Annotated in this window: 10 protein-coding genes; 8 read left to right on the top strand and 2 right to left on the bottom strand. The window is 67.7% G+C overall.

The window, feature by feature from the left end; genetic code table 11:
* Positions 1-146 precede the first annotated feature (146 nt).
* Entirely contained in the window at positions 147-3,389 is a 3,243-nt protein-coding gene (gene carB, locus VF167_15990) for a carbamoyl-phosphate synthase large subunit (GenBank protein HEX6926925.1), read from the top strand.
* Positions 3,390-3,417: 28 nt separating this feature from the next.
* Here carB and VF167_15985 read toward each other — a convergent pair whose 3' ends face one another.
* Positions 3,418-4,785: a sigma-54 dependent transcriptional regulator gene (locus VF167_15985; GenBank protein ID HEX6926924.1), complete on the bottom strand. Its 1,368-nt coding sequence runs from the start codon at positions 4,783-4,785 to the stop codon at positions 3,418-3,420.
* A gap of 375 nt (positions 4,786-5,160) precedes the next feature.
* Between VF167_15985 and VF167_15980 the strand changes: the two genes are divergently transcribed.
* Positions 5,161-5,769, top strand: a complete 609-nt coding sequence (locus tag VF167_15980; protein ID HEX6926923.1) for a hypothetical protein — start codon at positions 5,161-5,163, stop codon at positions 5,767-5,769.
* A gap of 321 nt (positions 5,770-6,090) precedes the next feature.
* Here VF167_15980 and VF167_15975 read toward each other — a convergent pair whose 3' ends face one another.
* The gene (locus VF167_15975) at positions 6,091-6,945 is read right to left on the bottom strand and encodes a murein L,D-transpeptidase catalytic domain family protein (GenBank protein HEX6926922.1); all 855 of its coding nucleotides are present in this window, start codon (positions 6,943-6,945) and stop codon (positions 6,091-6,093) included.
* Between the two features lie 281 nt (positions 6,946-7,226).
* Here VF167_15975 and VF167_15970 point away from each other — a divergent pair, with 281 nt between their 5' ends.
* The 6 genes from VF167_15970 to VF167_15945 all read left to right on the top strand — a co-directional run bounded on the left by VF167_15970 (position 7,227) and on the right by VF167_15945 (position 14,738).
* Positions 7,227-8,186: a hypothetical protein gene (locus tag VF167_15970; protein HEX6926921.1), complete on the top strand. Its 960-nt coding sequence runs from the start codon at positions 7,227-7,229 to the stop codon at positions 8,184-8,186.
* Between the two features lie 56 nt (positions 8,187-8,242).
* Positions 8,243-9,106, top strand: coding sequence for a methyltransferase domain-containing protein (locus tag VF167_15965; GenBank protein ID HEX6926920.1), 864 nt, complete (start codon positions 8,243-8,245; stop codon positions 9,104-9,106).
* 36 nt (positions 9,107-9,142) lie between these two features.
* Positions 9,143-10,348, top strand: coding sequence for a M24 family metallopeptidase (locus VF167_15960; protein ID HEX6926919.1), 1,206 nt, complete (start codon positions 9,143-9,145; stop codon positions 10,346-10,348).
* A 4-nt stretch (positions 10,349-10,352) separates the two neighbouring features.
* Positions 10,353-11,411, top strand: a complete 1,059-nt coding sequence (locus tag VF167_15955) for a dipeptide epimerase (protein HEX6926918.1) — start codon at positions 10,353-10,355, stop codon at positions 11,409-11,411.
* 156 nt (positions 11,412-11,567) lie between these two features.
* A complete protein-coding gene (gene priA / locus VF167_15950; GenBank protein ID HEX6926917.1) occupies positions 11,568-14,105 on the top strand; it encodes a primosomal protein N' in 2,538 nt (845 codons plus the stop codon).
* Positions 14,106-14,171: 66 nt separating this feature from the next.
* Complete coding sequence (locus tag VF167_15945) at positions 14,172-14,738, top strand: HNH endonuclease (protein HEX6926916.1); 567 nt, start codon at positions 14,172-14,174, stop codon at positions 14,736-14,738.
* Positions 14,739-14,798: the final 60 nt, after the last annotated feature.

Here is a 14,798-nt window from a genome sequence, read left to right as displayed (position 1 = left end):
CCGGCGGTGCAGGGTGGCGTGGGCACCCCCGCTGCCGGTATATTCACGCCCCGAGCAAGCCTTGTTGCCGCGGGCGACCGCCGGCCGGCCGCACCCAGCGGCGGCCGGCGTTCCTGCGATTACCCGGGTGAAATACACGCTGCCTGATGCCGAAGCGTACCGATATTGAAAGCATCCTGATCCTCGGTTCCGGTCCGATCGTCATCGGGCAGGCGGCGGAGTTCGACTACTCCGGAACGCAGGCGGTGCGCGCCCTGCGCGAGGAAGGATACCGGGTGATCCTGGTGAACTCGAATCCCGCCACGATCATGACGGACCCGGATCTGGCGGATCGGACTTACATCGAGCCGATCACGCCGGAGTGGGTGGAGCGGGTCATCGAGAAGGAGAAGCCGGACGCCATCCTCCCGACCATGGGCGGGCAGACGGCGCTGAACGTCGCGCTGGAGCTGCACGATAGCGGGGTGCTGGAGCGCCACGGGGTCGAGCTGATCGGCGCCAACGCTCGGGCGATCCGCATGGCCGAGGACCGCAGTGAGTTCGCCGAGGCGATGGCGCGCATCGGCCTGCGAGTGCCCCACGGCGGCTTCGCCCAGTCGCTGGAAGAGGCGCTGAATATCGTGGAGGAAACCGGCTATCCGGCAATCATCCGCCCTTCTTTCACCCTGGGCGGCACGGGCGGCGGCATCGCCTACAACCGGGCCGAGTTCGAGGAGCAGGTCCGCTCGGGTCTCTCCCTCTCGCCGGTGCACGAGGTGCTCATCGACCGCTCGGTGATTGGCTGGAAGGAGTTCGAGCTGGAGGTCGTGCGGGATCGCGCGGACAACGTCGTCATCATCTGTTCCATCGAGAACGTCGATCCGATGGGGGTGCACACCGGCGACTCGATCACGGTGGCGCCCGCGCAGACACTCTCGGACGTGGAGTACCAGCGGATGCGCGACGCCGCCATCGCCATCATCCGCGAGATCGGCGTGGAGGCGGGCGGATGCAACGTACAGTTCGCGGTGAACCCCACCGACGGCGAGATGCTGGTGGTGGAGATGAACCCGCGTGTCTCGCGCTCCTCCGCCCTCGCCTCGAAGGCCACCGGATACCCCATCGCCCGGGTGGGAGCCAAGCTCGCGGTGGGTTACACCCTGGACGAGCTCGCCAACACCATCACCCGCACCACCCCCGCCTCCTTCGAGCCGGTGCTCGATTACGTGGTGGTGAAGTTCCCCCGCTTCGCCTTCGAGAAATTCCCCGCGGCCGATCCCACGCTGGGCGTGCAGATGAAAGCAGTCGGGGAGTCGATGGCGATCGGCCGGAACTTCAAGCAGGCCTGGCAGAAGGCGATCCGGGCGCTGGAGATCGATCGCAGCGGATGGGAGGTGGGGCGGACGTTGGCGGCGGATGGCCTCACCGAGGAGACCCCGGAGGCGCTGCGCGCTGCCCTGCGCCGGCCCACTGCCGAGCGCCCGTTCCAGATCAAACGAGCGCTGCTCACGGGCTTCTCCATCGCCGAGATCGCGGAGCTCACCGGGATCGACGTCTGGTTCATCTCCCAGCTCGCGGAGCTGGTGGGCGCGGAGCAACGCTACGCCGAGCTCGAGGAGGTCGGGCGCAGCGACCTCCTTCGGATGAAGCGCTACGGCTTCTCCGATCGCCAGCTCGCGCGCCTGCGGCGGGAGACCGAGGACGCGGTGCGCGAGCGCCGCTGGGCGATGGGGATCAGGCCGGTCTACAACGTGGTGGATACCTGCGCGGGCGAGTTCCCGGCGCACACCCCCTACCTCTACTCCACCTACATGGAGGAGAACGAGTCCATCCCCTCGGACCGCCGCAAGGTGGTAATCCTGGGGAGCGGACCGAACCGGATCGGGCAGGGGGTGGAGTTCGACTACTGCTGCGTGCAGGCCTCGCTCGCGCTGCGCGAGGCGGGTTTCGAGACGATCATGATCAACTCGAACCCGGAGACGGTCTCCACCGACCCCGACGTCTCGGACAAGCTGTATTTCGAGCCGCTCACGCTGGAGGACGTGCTCGAGATCGTGGAGCTGGAGAAGCCCGAGGGGGTGATCGTCCAGCTTGGTGGGCAGACCCCGCTCAAGCTGTCCGGCGCGCTGCACAGGCTGGGCGTGCCGATCCTGGGAACCGGGGTCGACTCCATCGACCGGGCGGAGGACCGCGAGCGCTTCGAGGAACTGGCCCGCCGGCTCGGCGTCCGTCAGCCGCCCAATGGGGTGGCTACCAGCGTCGATGCCGCCGCGGAGATCGCGGAGCGGATCGGGTACCCGGTGCTCCTGCGGCCCAGCTACGTGCTCGGTGGGCGGGGGATGGTGATCGTCTACGACGAGCCGGGCCTGCGCGACTACTTCGAGCGGGCCGTCCTGGTCTCCGAGGAGCGGCCGGTGCTCATCGACCGCTTCCTGGAGGACGCCTTCGAGGCGGACGTGGACGCGCTGTGCGACGGGGAGACGGTGGTGATCGGCGGCGTCATGCAGCACATCGAGGAGGCCGGCGTCCACTCCGGGGACTCCGCGTGCGTGCTCCCGCCCTACCTGCTCGGCGACCGCGAGGTGGAGCAGATGCGCGAGCAGACTCGGAAGTTCGCGCTGGAGCTGGGAGTGGTGGGGCTGATCAACGTGCAGTACGCGGTCTACGACGGCGAGGTGTACGTGCTGGAGGTGAATCCGCGTGCCTCGCGCACCGTTCCCTTCGTCTCCAAGGCCACCGGGGTGCCGCTGGCGCGCATTGCGGCGCGGCTCACAGTAGGGGAGAAGCTGGTGGATATGGGGCTGCCGGACCGGATCCCGGTGCACGGGGTGGCGGTGAAGGAATCCGTCTTCCCCTTCAACAAGATCGAGTCAGATCCGCTGCTGGGCCCCGAGATGCGCTCCACGGGAGAGGCCATGGGAGTGGACGACTCCTTCGCCATGGCCTATGCCAAGGCCCAGATCTCCGCCGGGAACGACCTTCCCCTGGAGGGGACGGTCTTCGTGACCGTGAACGATCGCGACAAGCCCACCGTCACGCCGATCGTGCGGCGCCTGCACGACATGGGCTTCCGGCTGATGGGAACGGAGGGGACCGCTCGCTACCTGAGCACGCGAGGCGTGCCGTGCGAACGCGTCTTCAAAGTGGGGGAAGGCCGGCCACACGTGGTGGATCGCATCATCTCCGGAGACATCTCCTTGTTGATCAACACACCCCTGGGCAAGAAGTCGCAGTACGACGACTACGCCATGCGCCGGGCGGCGATCACCTTCAAGGTGCCCTACCTTACCACGATGTCGGCCGCCACGGCCGCCGCGGACGCCATTCTGGCGCTGCGCAACCGGCGGCACGAGGTCAAGTCGGTGCAGGAGCGCACCGGCATCCTGACGGCCCCTCCGGTGGGGGTCTAGCGCTCCGCACGGCGAGACCTACCAGAGATCAGCCCTCCTCTCCGAACGCGCGCAGCTTGTTCCGCACGGTCTTGACGTCGAGCTGCAGCCGTCGCGCGGCTTCGGCCTTGTTGTACCCCACGTGCTCGAGGGTCTTGAGGATGAGCTGACGCTCCGCCTCGGCCGCGGGGGTGCCGACCGGCACGACCACCACCGGCTCCTGCTGCTGGACCGCCTCTCGCATGTACGCGGGGAAATGTCCGGGCTCCAGCCAGCCGGAGCGCGCAACGATCACGGCCCGCTCGACCAGGTTGCGCAGCTCGCGCACGTTCCCCGGCCAGCGATAAGCCCGCAGCACGTCGAGGGTCCAGTCCCGCAGGCCGTACACCTCGGCGCCGTGCTTCTCGTTGAACTCGCGCACGAAGTGCTGCGCGAGCAGCGGTAGATCGTCCTTGCGCTCGCGCAGCGGCGGCACCGCGATCTCGAAGACGTTCAGACGATAGAACAGGTCCTCCCGGAGCTGCCCCTCCTGCAGTGCGGCCATGGGGTTCTGGTTGGTCGCGGCGAGCACCCGCACGTTGAACGGGATCTCCTGCCCGCCGCCGAGGCGCCGCACGCGGCCGGACTCCAGGATGCGGAGCAGCTTGGGCTGCAGGCTGATCGGCATCTCCGCCAGCTCGTCCAGGAAGAGCGTGCCGCCGTTTGCCTGCTCGAAGCACCCCGCGCGGGCGCGGATCGCTCCGGTGAAAGCGCCCCGTTCGTGCCCGAATAGCTCGCTCTCGATCAGGCTCTCGGGGATCGCCGCGGCATTGACCGCGACCCACGGCCCGTCACGGCGGTCGCTCAGGTCGTGGATTGCGCGGGCGACTACCTCCTTCCCGGTGCCGCTCTCGCCGGTGATGAGGGCGGCGGCATCGCTCGAGGCGACCAGCTCCACCAGGCGGCGAAGCTCCATCATCGGGGCGCTGCGCCCCACCAGCCGCGCCAGCGGCCCGTCGCGCTCTATACTCTCCTCGAGCGCCTGGGCGCGCCGGCGGGAGTTGAGCTCCTCCGTCACATCCTCGAGCACCGCGCGGAGCTTGTCGTTGTCCAGCGGCTTGGTGAGGAAGTCCACCGCCCCCTGCTTCATCGCTTCCACCGCGGTATCGATGCTGCCGTGGGCAGTCATGAGAACGACGGGCTGGCGACCGCGGCCGGCTGCTCTCAACCGCCGCAGCAGGTCCAGGCCGGTCACCCCGGGCATCACCACGTCGGAGAGCACGACGTCCGGTTCGAAGGTGGTGATCAGGCGCTCGGCCTCGCCTACATGGCTCGCGGCCCGGCACTCGTATCCCCAGTGCTCCAGCCGGACCGTGAGCAGCTCCCGCAGCGCCTCCTCGTCATCTACGATCAGGATCTTTACCGGAACGGATGACATAGTCCTCCTGGTCGTCGACAGCCGCCAGCACTCCTTCCGATCCGCCGCATCTCCACTAGCGCTTCGGAAGGAGTCGGGCCGGTGCCGCTCAAAGATTCATGAACCGGCGCGTAGCCGGATAAATTCGTGGTCCGCTTAGGTCTACCCCCGAGCCGGGGAAATTTTCCCTGCCGTTTTCGGGCCACCAGGGAATCCTTCCCGGAAATGAGCATTTTTCGGACCCGGACGGGACTCTCTTGAAATGAGCGTAAACGGTTGTCAATAAGTCGCTTACGGTGGTTACGACCAAGTTCGGCATTGCCGTTGCCTTAAGAAGCGGCGTCCGAACGAAGTCGAGTCGCTGAGGCGGCTCAATCACCCTGGGAGGAGAGGTATATGTCCAATCTGTCCAGATCGCTGACCGGAGCCTCCTTTGCCATGATGCTGGTGCTCGGTTCGGCGGCGGTTGCCGCTGGCCAGGAGCCGGCGCCGCTGCCCGACCCGCAGCCGCCGGTGGAGGCACCGCCTGACGCGCAGGCGCCGGATCCGCTGGGTGATCCGCCTCCGGCCGAAGCGCCGGACCCGCTGGCGAATCCGCCCCAGGCACCTGAGGCGCCCGAGGCGCCTGCGGATCAGACCCAGCAGGCTCCCATCACCCTCCAGTTGTCCGCTGTGGGCGGTGCGCAGGGTAGCGGTGAGGCGACCCTGAGCCCGAACGGTGAGGAGACCGGCGCAGTCGTGAACGTGCAGGGACTGTCTCCGTCGACGCAGTATTCGGCGTTCCTGCTCACGGGAACCTGCGAGCAGCCCGGTGACGTGATGGCGCCTCTCGGCACCATCGAGGCGGACGATCAGGGTTCCGGTAGCACCGAGGTGAGGCTGACGGCCCCGCTCGATTCGATCGTAGCGGCGGGTGCAACCGTCCAGATTCACCCGCAAGGCGATGCGCCCACGCAGGCGCTGCTCTGCGGTGCGGTGCAGGCTGACGGAGGGGCGGCTTTCTAAGGTGCGAACGCTCCTGGCCGGCTGATCGGGCGCAGCGTCGCGACTGCGGCGCTCCCCGAGCACCGGCTGACCCAATAGAGAGACGGCTTCCGTCGTCGAGGGAGTTGCGGTGAGATGCAGCAGGGAGACCCTCGGCGGCGGAAGCCGTCTTTTTGTGTTGGTGCGGCTTTTCTTGCGTCCCGCTGTCCGCTCGCCTGATGGGAACCAGGAAGCCCTCCGATGACAACGGCCACCGGAGCTCGGTCAGGAACGAGCTTCGCGGTGGCCGACCGGCCGCAGGATTTTCGTCGCGGCTTTGACCTGAAAGATGACGCTAAGCGATCACTCGGCTGCCGCCAGTCTGCTGCCGGTTCCCGACACCCAGGGGTCGTTGCGCATCCAGCTTGCGTCCCTGGGGGAGAACAGGAAGACGAGGCCGCCGTTGGCGATCAGCGGAATCAGCCGCTCGGCTCGGTCCATCTCCATGGCGGGGCATCCCTCACTGCGACCGGCTTTGGTGGGGGTGACGTACGGGGCTCCATGAACTACGATCCCGCGCTTGCGCGCCGCGCTATTGAAGCTCCCGGAGACCCCATGCAGCCGCAGCCCGATGGAGTGGTAGCGCCGTCCGGCCGAGGTGCCGACGAAGCGATACGTCTCCTGGGTGAGGTAGAGACCGAGGGAGCTGGCTGCGCTGTCCATGATGTTGGTGAAGCGGGTGGGAATGCCCCTCATCCCTTCCTCGGAGCCACGCCCATGGGCGACGGTGAAGGGTCCTTCGACGATGGTGAGGGCGTCCATGTCGAAGACGTAGCCCCGCGGCTCATCACTCTCCAGGCCGTAGTCGACGAAGTAGAAGTAAGGATTCCGCACCTGCTCGGGATGGGCGCTGCGGAAGTTCCAGTATGCCTCGAAGGCCACGTGGAGCGCGGAGGGATGGCTCAACCTGCCCACCTGGCGCTCCAACCTCTGGAGCGCCGCCACGCGATGCGGCACCTGGACGGTCGTGGTCACGGGCAGCCGAGGGGCTTCCAGGATGGTGAGGGAGCGTGGAGCCGCTCTCGACTCCGCCGGGGCGCTGGGGCGCGGGTGCAGCCTCTGCTGAGAGTAGTAGGTAGACCAGGTCCCGCCCGGAAGGCTGCAGCTCGATAGACCCAGAACGGTGCCGAGAAGGAGGGTGTAGGTTGATGGACGCATGATTGCCTGTAGCGGTGGACACGCCGTGTCCACGGTTGTGATCCTGAGATCCAGGGGCTCCGTAGCGGCTTAGCGAGCGAGGATGGCCGCTCCCGTGGCGCCGGAGTGGCGGACGGGCGACCTCGACCCCGTTCGAAGACCGCTCGAAGGCGTGAACGGAGTCCTCTTGAGAGAGTCCTCTAGGGAGTAATTGTCGGCGGGAGAAACCCCACCTGCAGCCTGAAGCCAAGGTAAATGATGAGCGACGGATCGCGAAAGCCCTTTCTCGCGGGAGGGTACCGGTGAACGCGCGCACGGCCTACGTCACCCACTCTGACTGCTCCCGCCACGACACCGGCTGGAGGCACCCGGAGCACCAGGGACGCCTCCCCGCCGTGGCCCGGGCCGTGCACCGGGACATGGTGGTCCTCCATGAGCACCTCGTGGAGGTGGAGGGAGTACCGGCCCTTCCGGAGCATCTCCGCCTCGCGCACACCGCGGAGTACGTGGCACGAGTGGAGGGGAGGTGCAACGAGGCGGTCGCCGCGGGCGAAGTGCTCCCCCTCGGTAAGGGGGTGGTGGTCTCCGGCGCGAGCTGGGACGCCGCCCTGGCGGCGGTCGGCTGTGTGCTCACCGCAGTGGAGTGGGTGGAGCAGGGGAACGCCGCGAACGCCTTCTGTGCAGTGCGGCCGCCGGGGCACGGTGCCTCGGCCTCGGTGCCGGGAGGGTACGGTATCTTCAACTCGGTCGCGATTGCCGCCAGGCGTCTGAGGGAAGGTGAGTCGGGGAAGCGGGTGTGGGTCGTCGACGTGGGCGCCGCGCCCGGGTCCGGCACGGTCAGCATCCTGCACGACGACGCGGCCGTGCACCTGGTGGACGTTTCGGAGCAGCGGGACGAGGAAGAGCCACGGAATGTGTCGCCAGAACGGCTCTCCGCGGCACGGTTGCCGCGCCGAAGTAGCGGCCGGGCGTTGCTCGAGGCGCTGCGTTCGGCGCTGGATCGCGCTGAGGATCACCTCGTCCCGGATTTCGTCCTGTTCTCGCTCGGCTGTGACGCACTGGCTGCGGATCCGCTCGGCTCGCTCTCGCTCGCTCCGCGGGACTACTACGACCTCACGGCCGAGATCCGTGAGCGTGCCGAGCGGCTCTGCGGGGGCAGGCTGGTGAGTGTGCTCGAGGAGGGTTACGACACCGAAGGGATGGGCCGGGCGGTAGTGCAGCACCTGCGTGCCCTTGCGTCGCTGCCGCCGCACGAGGACTGAGCCGCCGGCGCCGGCTGCACTGGCGTCGATCCCTCGCTGAATGGTACCTTTCGTTCATGGCCTCACCGCAGTTCGACGGCTCGCCTTCGTCGGAACCGGGGTCGGGTGCCCTGGGGGCCACCGGCGCGCCGTCCGTGCTCGATCTCGTCCGCCTCAACCCGGACCCGGTCTTCCCTCCCGGAGGGCAGGCGCTGTACCGGCAGCTTGCCCTTCTCACCGAGATCGGCGCGGAGCACACCGTGCTGGAGGTGGCCTGCGGCCGGGGTCTGGGGACCGAATTCCTGGCCGAGACGACCGGTGCGGAGTGCTACGGCCTCGATCCAAACCCGGTGTTGATCCAGGAGGCGGAGCAGCGCATCCGTGCGTCGGAGCACTCGGATCGTGTCCACTTCGAGACCGGATCACTCGAGGATCTACCATATCGCGACGAGATCTTCGACGTCACCATCGGGGGGATCGGGTTGGCCGCGCTGGCCGATCCGGGTGCGGCGGTGCGGGAGCTGGCGAGGGTGACGCGGCCGATGGGCTCGGTCGTGCTGGTCCAGTTGATCTGGACCGGGAATGTCGACAGCGCGCGGCGAGAGGAGCTGATCGCGCACCTGGGGGCGCGCCCGCTCCTCCTGGTCGAGTGGAAACAGCTCCTCCGCGACGTAGGCGTCGTCGAGCTCCACGTCGAGGACTGGTCCGATTACGCCTCGCCCTTCCGCCCCTCCCTCCCGCGACCCTTCCGCGACATCTCCGAGATCCTCTCCCTCCGACAGAAGGCGCAGATCCTCCACCGGGCATTCCGACGCTGGGGTTGGCGAGGGGTGCGCGGCGCGGTCATGCGCGAGATCGAGATCCACCGACTCCTCACGCGTGAGCGGGTCCTGGGTCTCTCTCTCATACGGGGGACGAAATGGGAACCCACGGAGGAGTGATTACATGGCAAACTCTACGGCGAACGGGGTGAAGGCATGGCGGTGGTAGAGGAGGCGGTCTCGCTGGATCGCTCGCGTCTAGAGGAGATCCAGACTGCGCTGCGTGAGCTGGACCTCGACGGCTGGCTCCTGTACGACTTCCGCGGCAACAATCCGGTGTCGGCCCGCCTTCTGGGTCTGCCGGCGATGAGCCGCCGGTACTTCGTGCTCATCCCCTCGCGGGGCGACCCCATCGCCGTGACTCACCGCATCGAGCAGCAGGCGTGGCGGAGCTGGATCGGGGAGAATCGCACCTACCTCTCCTGGCGTGAGCTGGAGACGCAGGTGCGCGAGCTGCTGGCGCGGCGCGGCGTCCTGGCGATGGAGTACTCGGTCGAGGATGGTGTTCCCTACGTCGACCGGATCCCCGCCGGGGTCATGGAGCTGATCCGCTCCTCAGGCGTGATGGTGCGCTCGTCGGCCGACCTGGTGAGCATCTTCTATTCGCGCTGGAGCGAGGAGGGGCTCGCCTCGCACGAGCGGGCCGCGTCGATCGTCGCCGAGACCGCCCGCGCCGCGTTTGAGCAGATCGGGCAGGCAATCCGGCGCGGGGAAACGCCCACCGAGCTGTCCATCCGGGACTGGATCCGCGAGGAGTTCAGCCGCCGCGGGCTTCACGTGGGCGCCGACGCCATCGTCGCGGTGAACGCCAACGCCGCCAACCCGCACTACGCTCCGAGCGCCGAGGCCCACGCCTCCATCCGCGCCAATGACGTCGTGCTGATCGACCTCTGGGGGAAGGAGTCCGAAGCCGCGATCTACGCGGATCAGACGTGGATGGGCTTCGTGGGGTCCGAGCTCCCCGAGCGGCTTCGGACGATCTGGGAGGCGGTGCGCGATGCCCGCGACGCTGCGATCGAGCGTGCCGTGTCCGGGTGGCGTTCCGGTGACGAGGTGACCGGCGCGGCAATCGACGATGCGGCGCGGGAAGTGATCACCTCCCGCGGATTCGGAGAGCAGTTCATCCACCGAACCGGCCACTCCATCGATACGGAGCTCCACGGCTCGGGTCCGAACATCGACAATCTGGAGACGCGCGATACGCGCCGGCTCATCGTAGGAGTGGGCTTCTCCATCGAGCCGGGCATCTATCTCCCCGGGGAGGTCGGGTTTCGCAGCGAGGTGGACGTCTACGTATCGCCGGACGGTCCGCGCGTGACCACCCCGAATCCGCAACGCGACCCCTTCTTCATCCAGCCCTGACGGCATGGGCGCCGCCGCGAGGGACCTCGAGCTCGACTTCGAGATTCTCGAGTACCACACGTCCGATCCCTTTCACATCGCCCGCCTGAGGAGCCCTTCGGCGCGCCATTCGGCGTGGATCCGCATCCGCGACGGCGACGGATTAGAAGGATGGGGCGAGGCCGTTGCGATTCCGTACTACGGCGAGACGGCTCAGACGATCGCGGCCGTCCTCCCGCGGCTGGCGGAGGCAGTGCGGGCGTCCGCTCAGGGCGATCCCTTCGCAATCCAACGGATCGAGGCGGCGGTGTCGGCCAGCGTGGGCCACACGGGTGGCGCCCGAGCAGGCATCTCCGCGGCCCTTCACGACCTGGTCGGCAAGCGTCTGGGCGTGCCTGTCTGGCGGCTGCTCGGGGGCGCTCCCGTCTCCACCATCTCCTCCTTCACGATCGGCATCGACGAGCCCGAGACGCTGCGCCGAAAAGTGCGCGCCGCCTCCGGGTATCCCTGCCTGAAGATCAAGCTGGGGAGCGGCCGCGACGAAGAGATCCTGGCCCTCGTCCGCGAGGAGGCACCCCAGTGTCGGTTGCGCGTGGACGCCAATACCGCGTGGAGCGTGAAGGAGGCGTTGGCGGCGCTGCCCATGCTCCAGGACTACGGGGTGGAGATACTGGAACAGCCGCTTGCGCCGGACGACATCGAGGGTCTGCGGCTGCTGCGCCACCGCTCGACCATTCCCGTCTTCGCCGATGAGAGCTGCGTCCGCCTCCACGACATTCCCCGCCTGGCGGGATCCGTGGACGGGGTGAACATCAAGCTGGCCAAGTGCGGTGGGCTGCGCGAAGCCCTGCGGATGATCCACTGCGCCCGCGCCCATCATCTCGAGGTGATGCTCGGCTGCATGGTGGAGACGACCCTGGGGATCGCTGCCGCGGTGCAGCTCGCCCCCTTCGTGGACCACCTCGACCTCGACGGCGCCGCCCTGCTCACCGACGACCCTTTCACGGGACCGGGCCTGCAGGCGGACGGCACGATTCGGTTCAACGAGGAGGCGGGACTGGGGGTAAGCAAACAGCAACTTTGAATTCTGAATTACGAATTACGAATTACGAATAACTTCCTGGCAATTCTGAATTCTGAATTTTGAATTTCGAATTACGGATTGGGAGTGGTGGTTCTGAGTTCTGGCTTTGGTGGGTCAGGGGCGGCATCTAATCGTATACTCTTGGTGAGTGGACAAATGCAACGCGAGGGGCGTGCGGAGGCCAATTCAAAATTCAAAATTCAAAATTCAAAATTCCGGCGCTTCGTTCGAGTCGCTCTGCCTCTGCCTGTCTTCCGCACCTTCACTTACGCCGTTCCGGAGGATGAGGAGGCGAGGGCGGTGCCGGGGGCGCGGGTGCTGGTTCCGTTTCATCGGGGGGAGCGGATCGGGTGGATCGAGAGCGTAGCGGAGGAGGCGGACGTTCCGCGGGTGAAGCAGATCCAGGGGGTGATCGACGCGGAGCCGACCGCGCCTCCGGTGCTGCTGCAGCTCTGTCGCTGGATCGCCGACTACTACGTGGCGCCGCTGGGTCAGGTGATCCGTACCGCTCTCCCCGCCGCTCTGTGCGATAGCTCCACCGACTACGTCTCGCTGCGCGACGACAGTGCGGTGGCCCGCTCCGCGCTGACGCCGCTTCAGGTCACGCTCCTCGACTGGCTGCGCGAGAAGGAGGGGCCGCAGGCGATCGCGCGGCTGCGTCGCGAGCGGGGAGATCGCGCCTGGTGGCCGGCGATCCGCCGGCTCGCCGACGACGGGGTGATCGAGATCACCCAGGAGCCGCCCCGCGAGCAGCCTCCCGTCCTGACGCGGCGGCTGCTCCGCCTCACCCAGGAGCTCCCCTCGCTACGCGAGCGCGAGGAGGTGTTCGGGCGCGCACGACGCCAGCGCGAATGCTTCGAGACGCTCGAATCGCTCGGTGGGGTGGCGGAGACCGCGCACCTCACCGGGCATCTCGGCTTCTCGCACGCGGTGTTGGCGGGGCTGGTCCGCCGCGGGGTGGCCGAGATCGTCGAGGAGGAGGTGCCCCGCGACCCATACGCGCGCATCGTCCCCGGTGAGGCGCCCGACCTGCGGCCGACGCCCGCGCAGCAGCAGGTGATCGAGGCGCTGATCGCCGCGGCACGGAGCTGCGACGGGTCGACCCACCTGCTGCGCGGGGTCACCGGCTCAGGCAAGACGCTCGTCTACATCGAGCTGCTTCGCGAGGTGGTGGACCGGCAGGGTCGCACCGCCATCGTGCTCGTCCCGGAGATCTCCCTCACCCCGCAGACGGTGGGGCGCTTCAAGGCGGTCTTCGGCGACCGGGTGGCGGTGCTGCACTCCGCGCTCTCGGACGGGGAGAGGTACGACGAGTGGCGGGCGCTGCGGAGTGGCTCCAAGCGGATCGTGGTGGGGGCGCGCTCGGCGATCTTCGCCCCGCTACCCGACCTGGGGGCCATCGTCGTCGACGAAGAGCACGAAGGGTCGTACAAGCAGGGAGAGGGGCCGCGCTACCACGCCCGCGAAGTGGCGGTAGTACGTGCACGATTGGAGAGGGCAGTGTGCCTGCTCGGCTCGGCGACGCCTTCGCTGGAGAGCTGGTCCAACGCGGTACGCGGCAAGTACAATCTGCTCGAGCTACCCGGTCGGGTAGGCGGGCAGCCGCTTCCCCCGATTCGCGTAGTGGACTTGCGTGCGGAGCGCAAGCGGCTCCGCCACGAAGGCGGCGCTGCCCTCCCCAGCGCGGGGATCCTGAGCGCCGACCTCGTCGACGCGATCGAGGCGCGCATCCGCAGAGGGGAGCAGACGATCCTGCTGTTGAATCGTCGCGGGTACGCGAGCTTCGTCCAGTGCCGGGACTGCGGCCACGTCTGGCACTGCCCCCACTGCAACGTCTCGCTGACCTATCACCGCCGCAGGGCGCGCATCACCTGTCACTACTGCCTGCACGAGGAGCCATTGCCGAACCGCTGCTCGGCATGCGGGTCGCGGGATCTGAGCTTTCGCGGGGTGGGGACGGAGCAGGTGGAGAGGGCGGTGGGAGAGGTCTTCCCGACCGCGCGAATCGCGCGGATGGACGTGGACACCACCTCCGGCAAGTGGGCGCACCACGAGATCCTCGGGCGGGTGGAGCGAGGCGAGGTCGACATCCTCCTCGGGACGCAGATGATCGCCAAGGGGCTCGATTTCCCCAATGTCACGCTGGTAGGGGTGATCAACGCCGACGTGGGGATCAACCTGCCCGACTTCCGTGCCTCCGAGCGCACCTTCCAGCTCCTGACCCAGGTGGCGGGACGCGCAGGGCGAGGGTCACGTGGGGGAGAGGTGATCGTGCAGACCTCGCTACCGACCCATTACGTGATCGCCTGCGCTCAGCAGCATGATTTCCTGGGGTTCACCGAGAAGGAGCTGGCGTCGCGCCAGGCGCCGCGGTACCCGCCCTTTGCGCGTTTGGTGAACGTGGTGGTGAGCGGAACCGAGGAGACCGCGACTCAGGAGGGAGCAACGGTGGCGGCAGAGTGGCTCGGGGGTCTCTTTGCCAAGCGAGGAGTCTCTGAGGTCGAGCTGGTAGGCCCCGCGCCTTGCCCGATCGACCGGATTCGAGGGCGGTGGCGCTGGCACCTCCTGCTGCGGAGCAGCTCGCCCGGTCTGCTGGGACGCGTCACACGCTATTTCGCGCAGCGTTTCGACCTGCCCTCGGGACGCGCCGACCTGCGCGTGACCATCGACCGGGACCCCGTCGCATTGCTGTAAAACAGCGAACTTCCGCGCCGTAGCGGCGTATAACTGCCTCAGGAACACCAACCTGGAAGGTCGTGCATGGGGTGTCTCACGCTCAACGCGTCGTTCGAACCGCTGACGATGCTCCCCGTGGAGCGGGCCCTCCGTCTGGTCATCGACCGCAAGGCGGAGGTGCTGGAGATCGACGACGCCCGGATCTTTCGGTCCGAGCGGAGCACCCTGCCGTGCCCCGTGGTCATCCGCCTGGTGCGCTTCGTCCACGTGCCGCGCCGCTTCCGGCGGCAGGTGACGAACACTTTCCTCTTTGCCCGCGACGGTTATCGCTGCCAGTACTGCGGACGGCACCGGTCGGCGCTGCGCAGCCGGGAGTTCCTCACCCGCGACCACGTCGAGCCGCTCTCCTCCGGAGGGGACAACTCCTGGGAGAACGTCGTCACCGCCTGCTCGACCTGCAACAACCGCAAGGCGAACCACTCGCTCGCCGCCTCGGGGATGCGATTGCTCTCGGTGCCGCGTGAGCCCAACCACGTGGAACTGGTCTGGGCGGTCCGGCGAATCACCGAGGTTCAGGCAAAATACATCGCGATGTTCTACGGAGAGGACGTGCTGGCGGCGCTGCAGAGGCACGAGCCGCACGCAGCCTGATCCTCAGAAGGAGTGCCTGCGGCCGGTCGAGAGCCATCGCTCGAGCTTCTCGAGAAAGGC

The organism is Longimicrobiaceae bacterium, assembly GCA_036375715.1.
GTDB lineage: Bacteria > Gemmatimonadota > Gemmatimonadetes > Longimicrobiales > Longimicrobiaceae > DASVBS01.
The sequence above is the reverse complement of the archived record's forward strand: the minus strand, read 5'-3'. Positions and strand labels throughout refer to the sequence as shown.

What these genes read in the sequence shown, in the direction of transcription:
- VF167_15985 (HEX6926924.1), bottom strand. Translation starts at nt 4,785, where the DNA reads ATGTCATCCGTTCCGGTAAAGATCCTGATCGTAGATGACGAGGAGGCG.
- VF167_15965 (HEX6926920.1), top strand. Translation starts at nt 8,243, where the DNA reads ATGGCCTCACCGCAGTTCGACGGCTCGCCTTCGTCGGAACCGGGGTCG.
- VF167_15955 (HEX6926918.1), top strand. Translation starts at nt 10,353, where the DNA reads ATGGGCGCCGCCGCGAGGGACCTCGAGCTCGACTTCGAGATTCTCGAG.
- priA (HEX6926917.1), top strand. Translation starts at nt 11,568, where the DNA reads ATGCAACGCGAGGGGCGTGCGGAGGCCAATTCAAAATTCAAAATTCAA.
- carB (HEX6926925.1), top strand. Translation starts at nt 147, where the DNA reads ATGCCGAAGCGTACCGATATTGAAAGCATCCTGATCCTCGGTTCCGGT.
- VF167_15975 (HEX6926922.1), bottom strand. Translation starts at nt 6,945, where the DNA reads ATGCGTCCATCAACCTACACCCTCCTTCTCGGCACCGTTCTGGGTCTA.
- VF167_15980 (HEX6926923.1), top strand. Translation starts at nt 5,161, where the DNA reads ATGTCCAATCTGTCCAGATCGCTGACCGGAGCCTCCTTTGCCATGATG.
- VF167_15960 (HEX6926919.1), top strand. Translation starts at nt 9,143, where the DNA reads ATGGCGGTGGTAGAGGAGGCGGTCTCGCTGGATCGCTCGCGTCTAGAG.
- VF167_15945 (HEX6926916.1), top strand. Translation starts at nt 14,172, where the DNA reads ATGGGGTGTCTCACGCTCAACGCGTCGTTCGAACCGCTGACGATGCTC.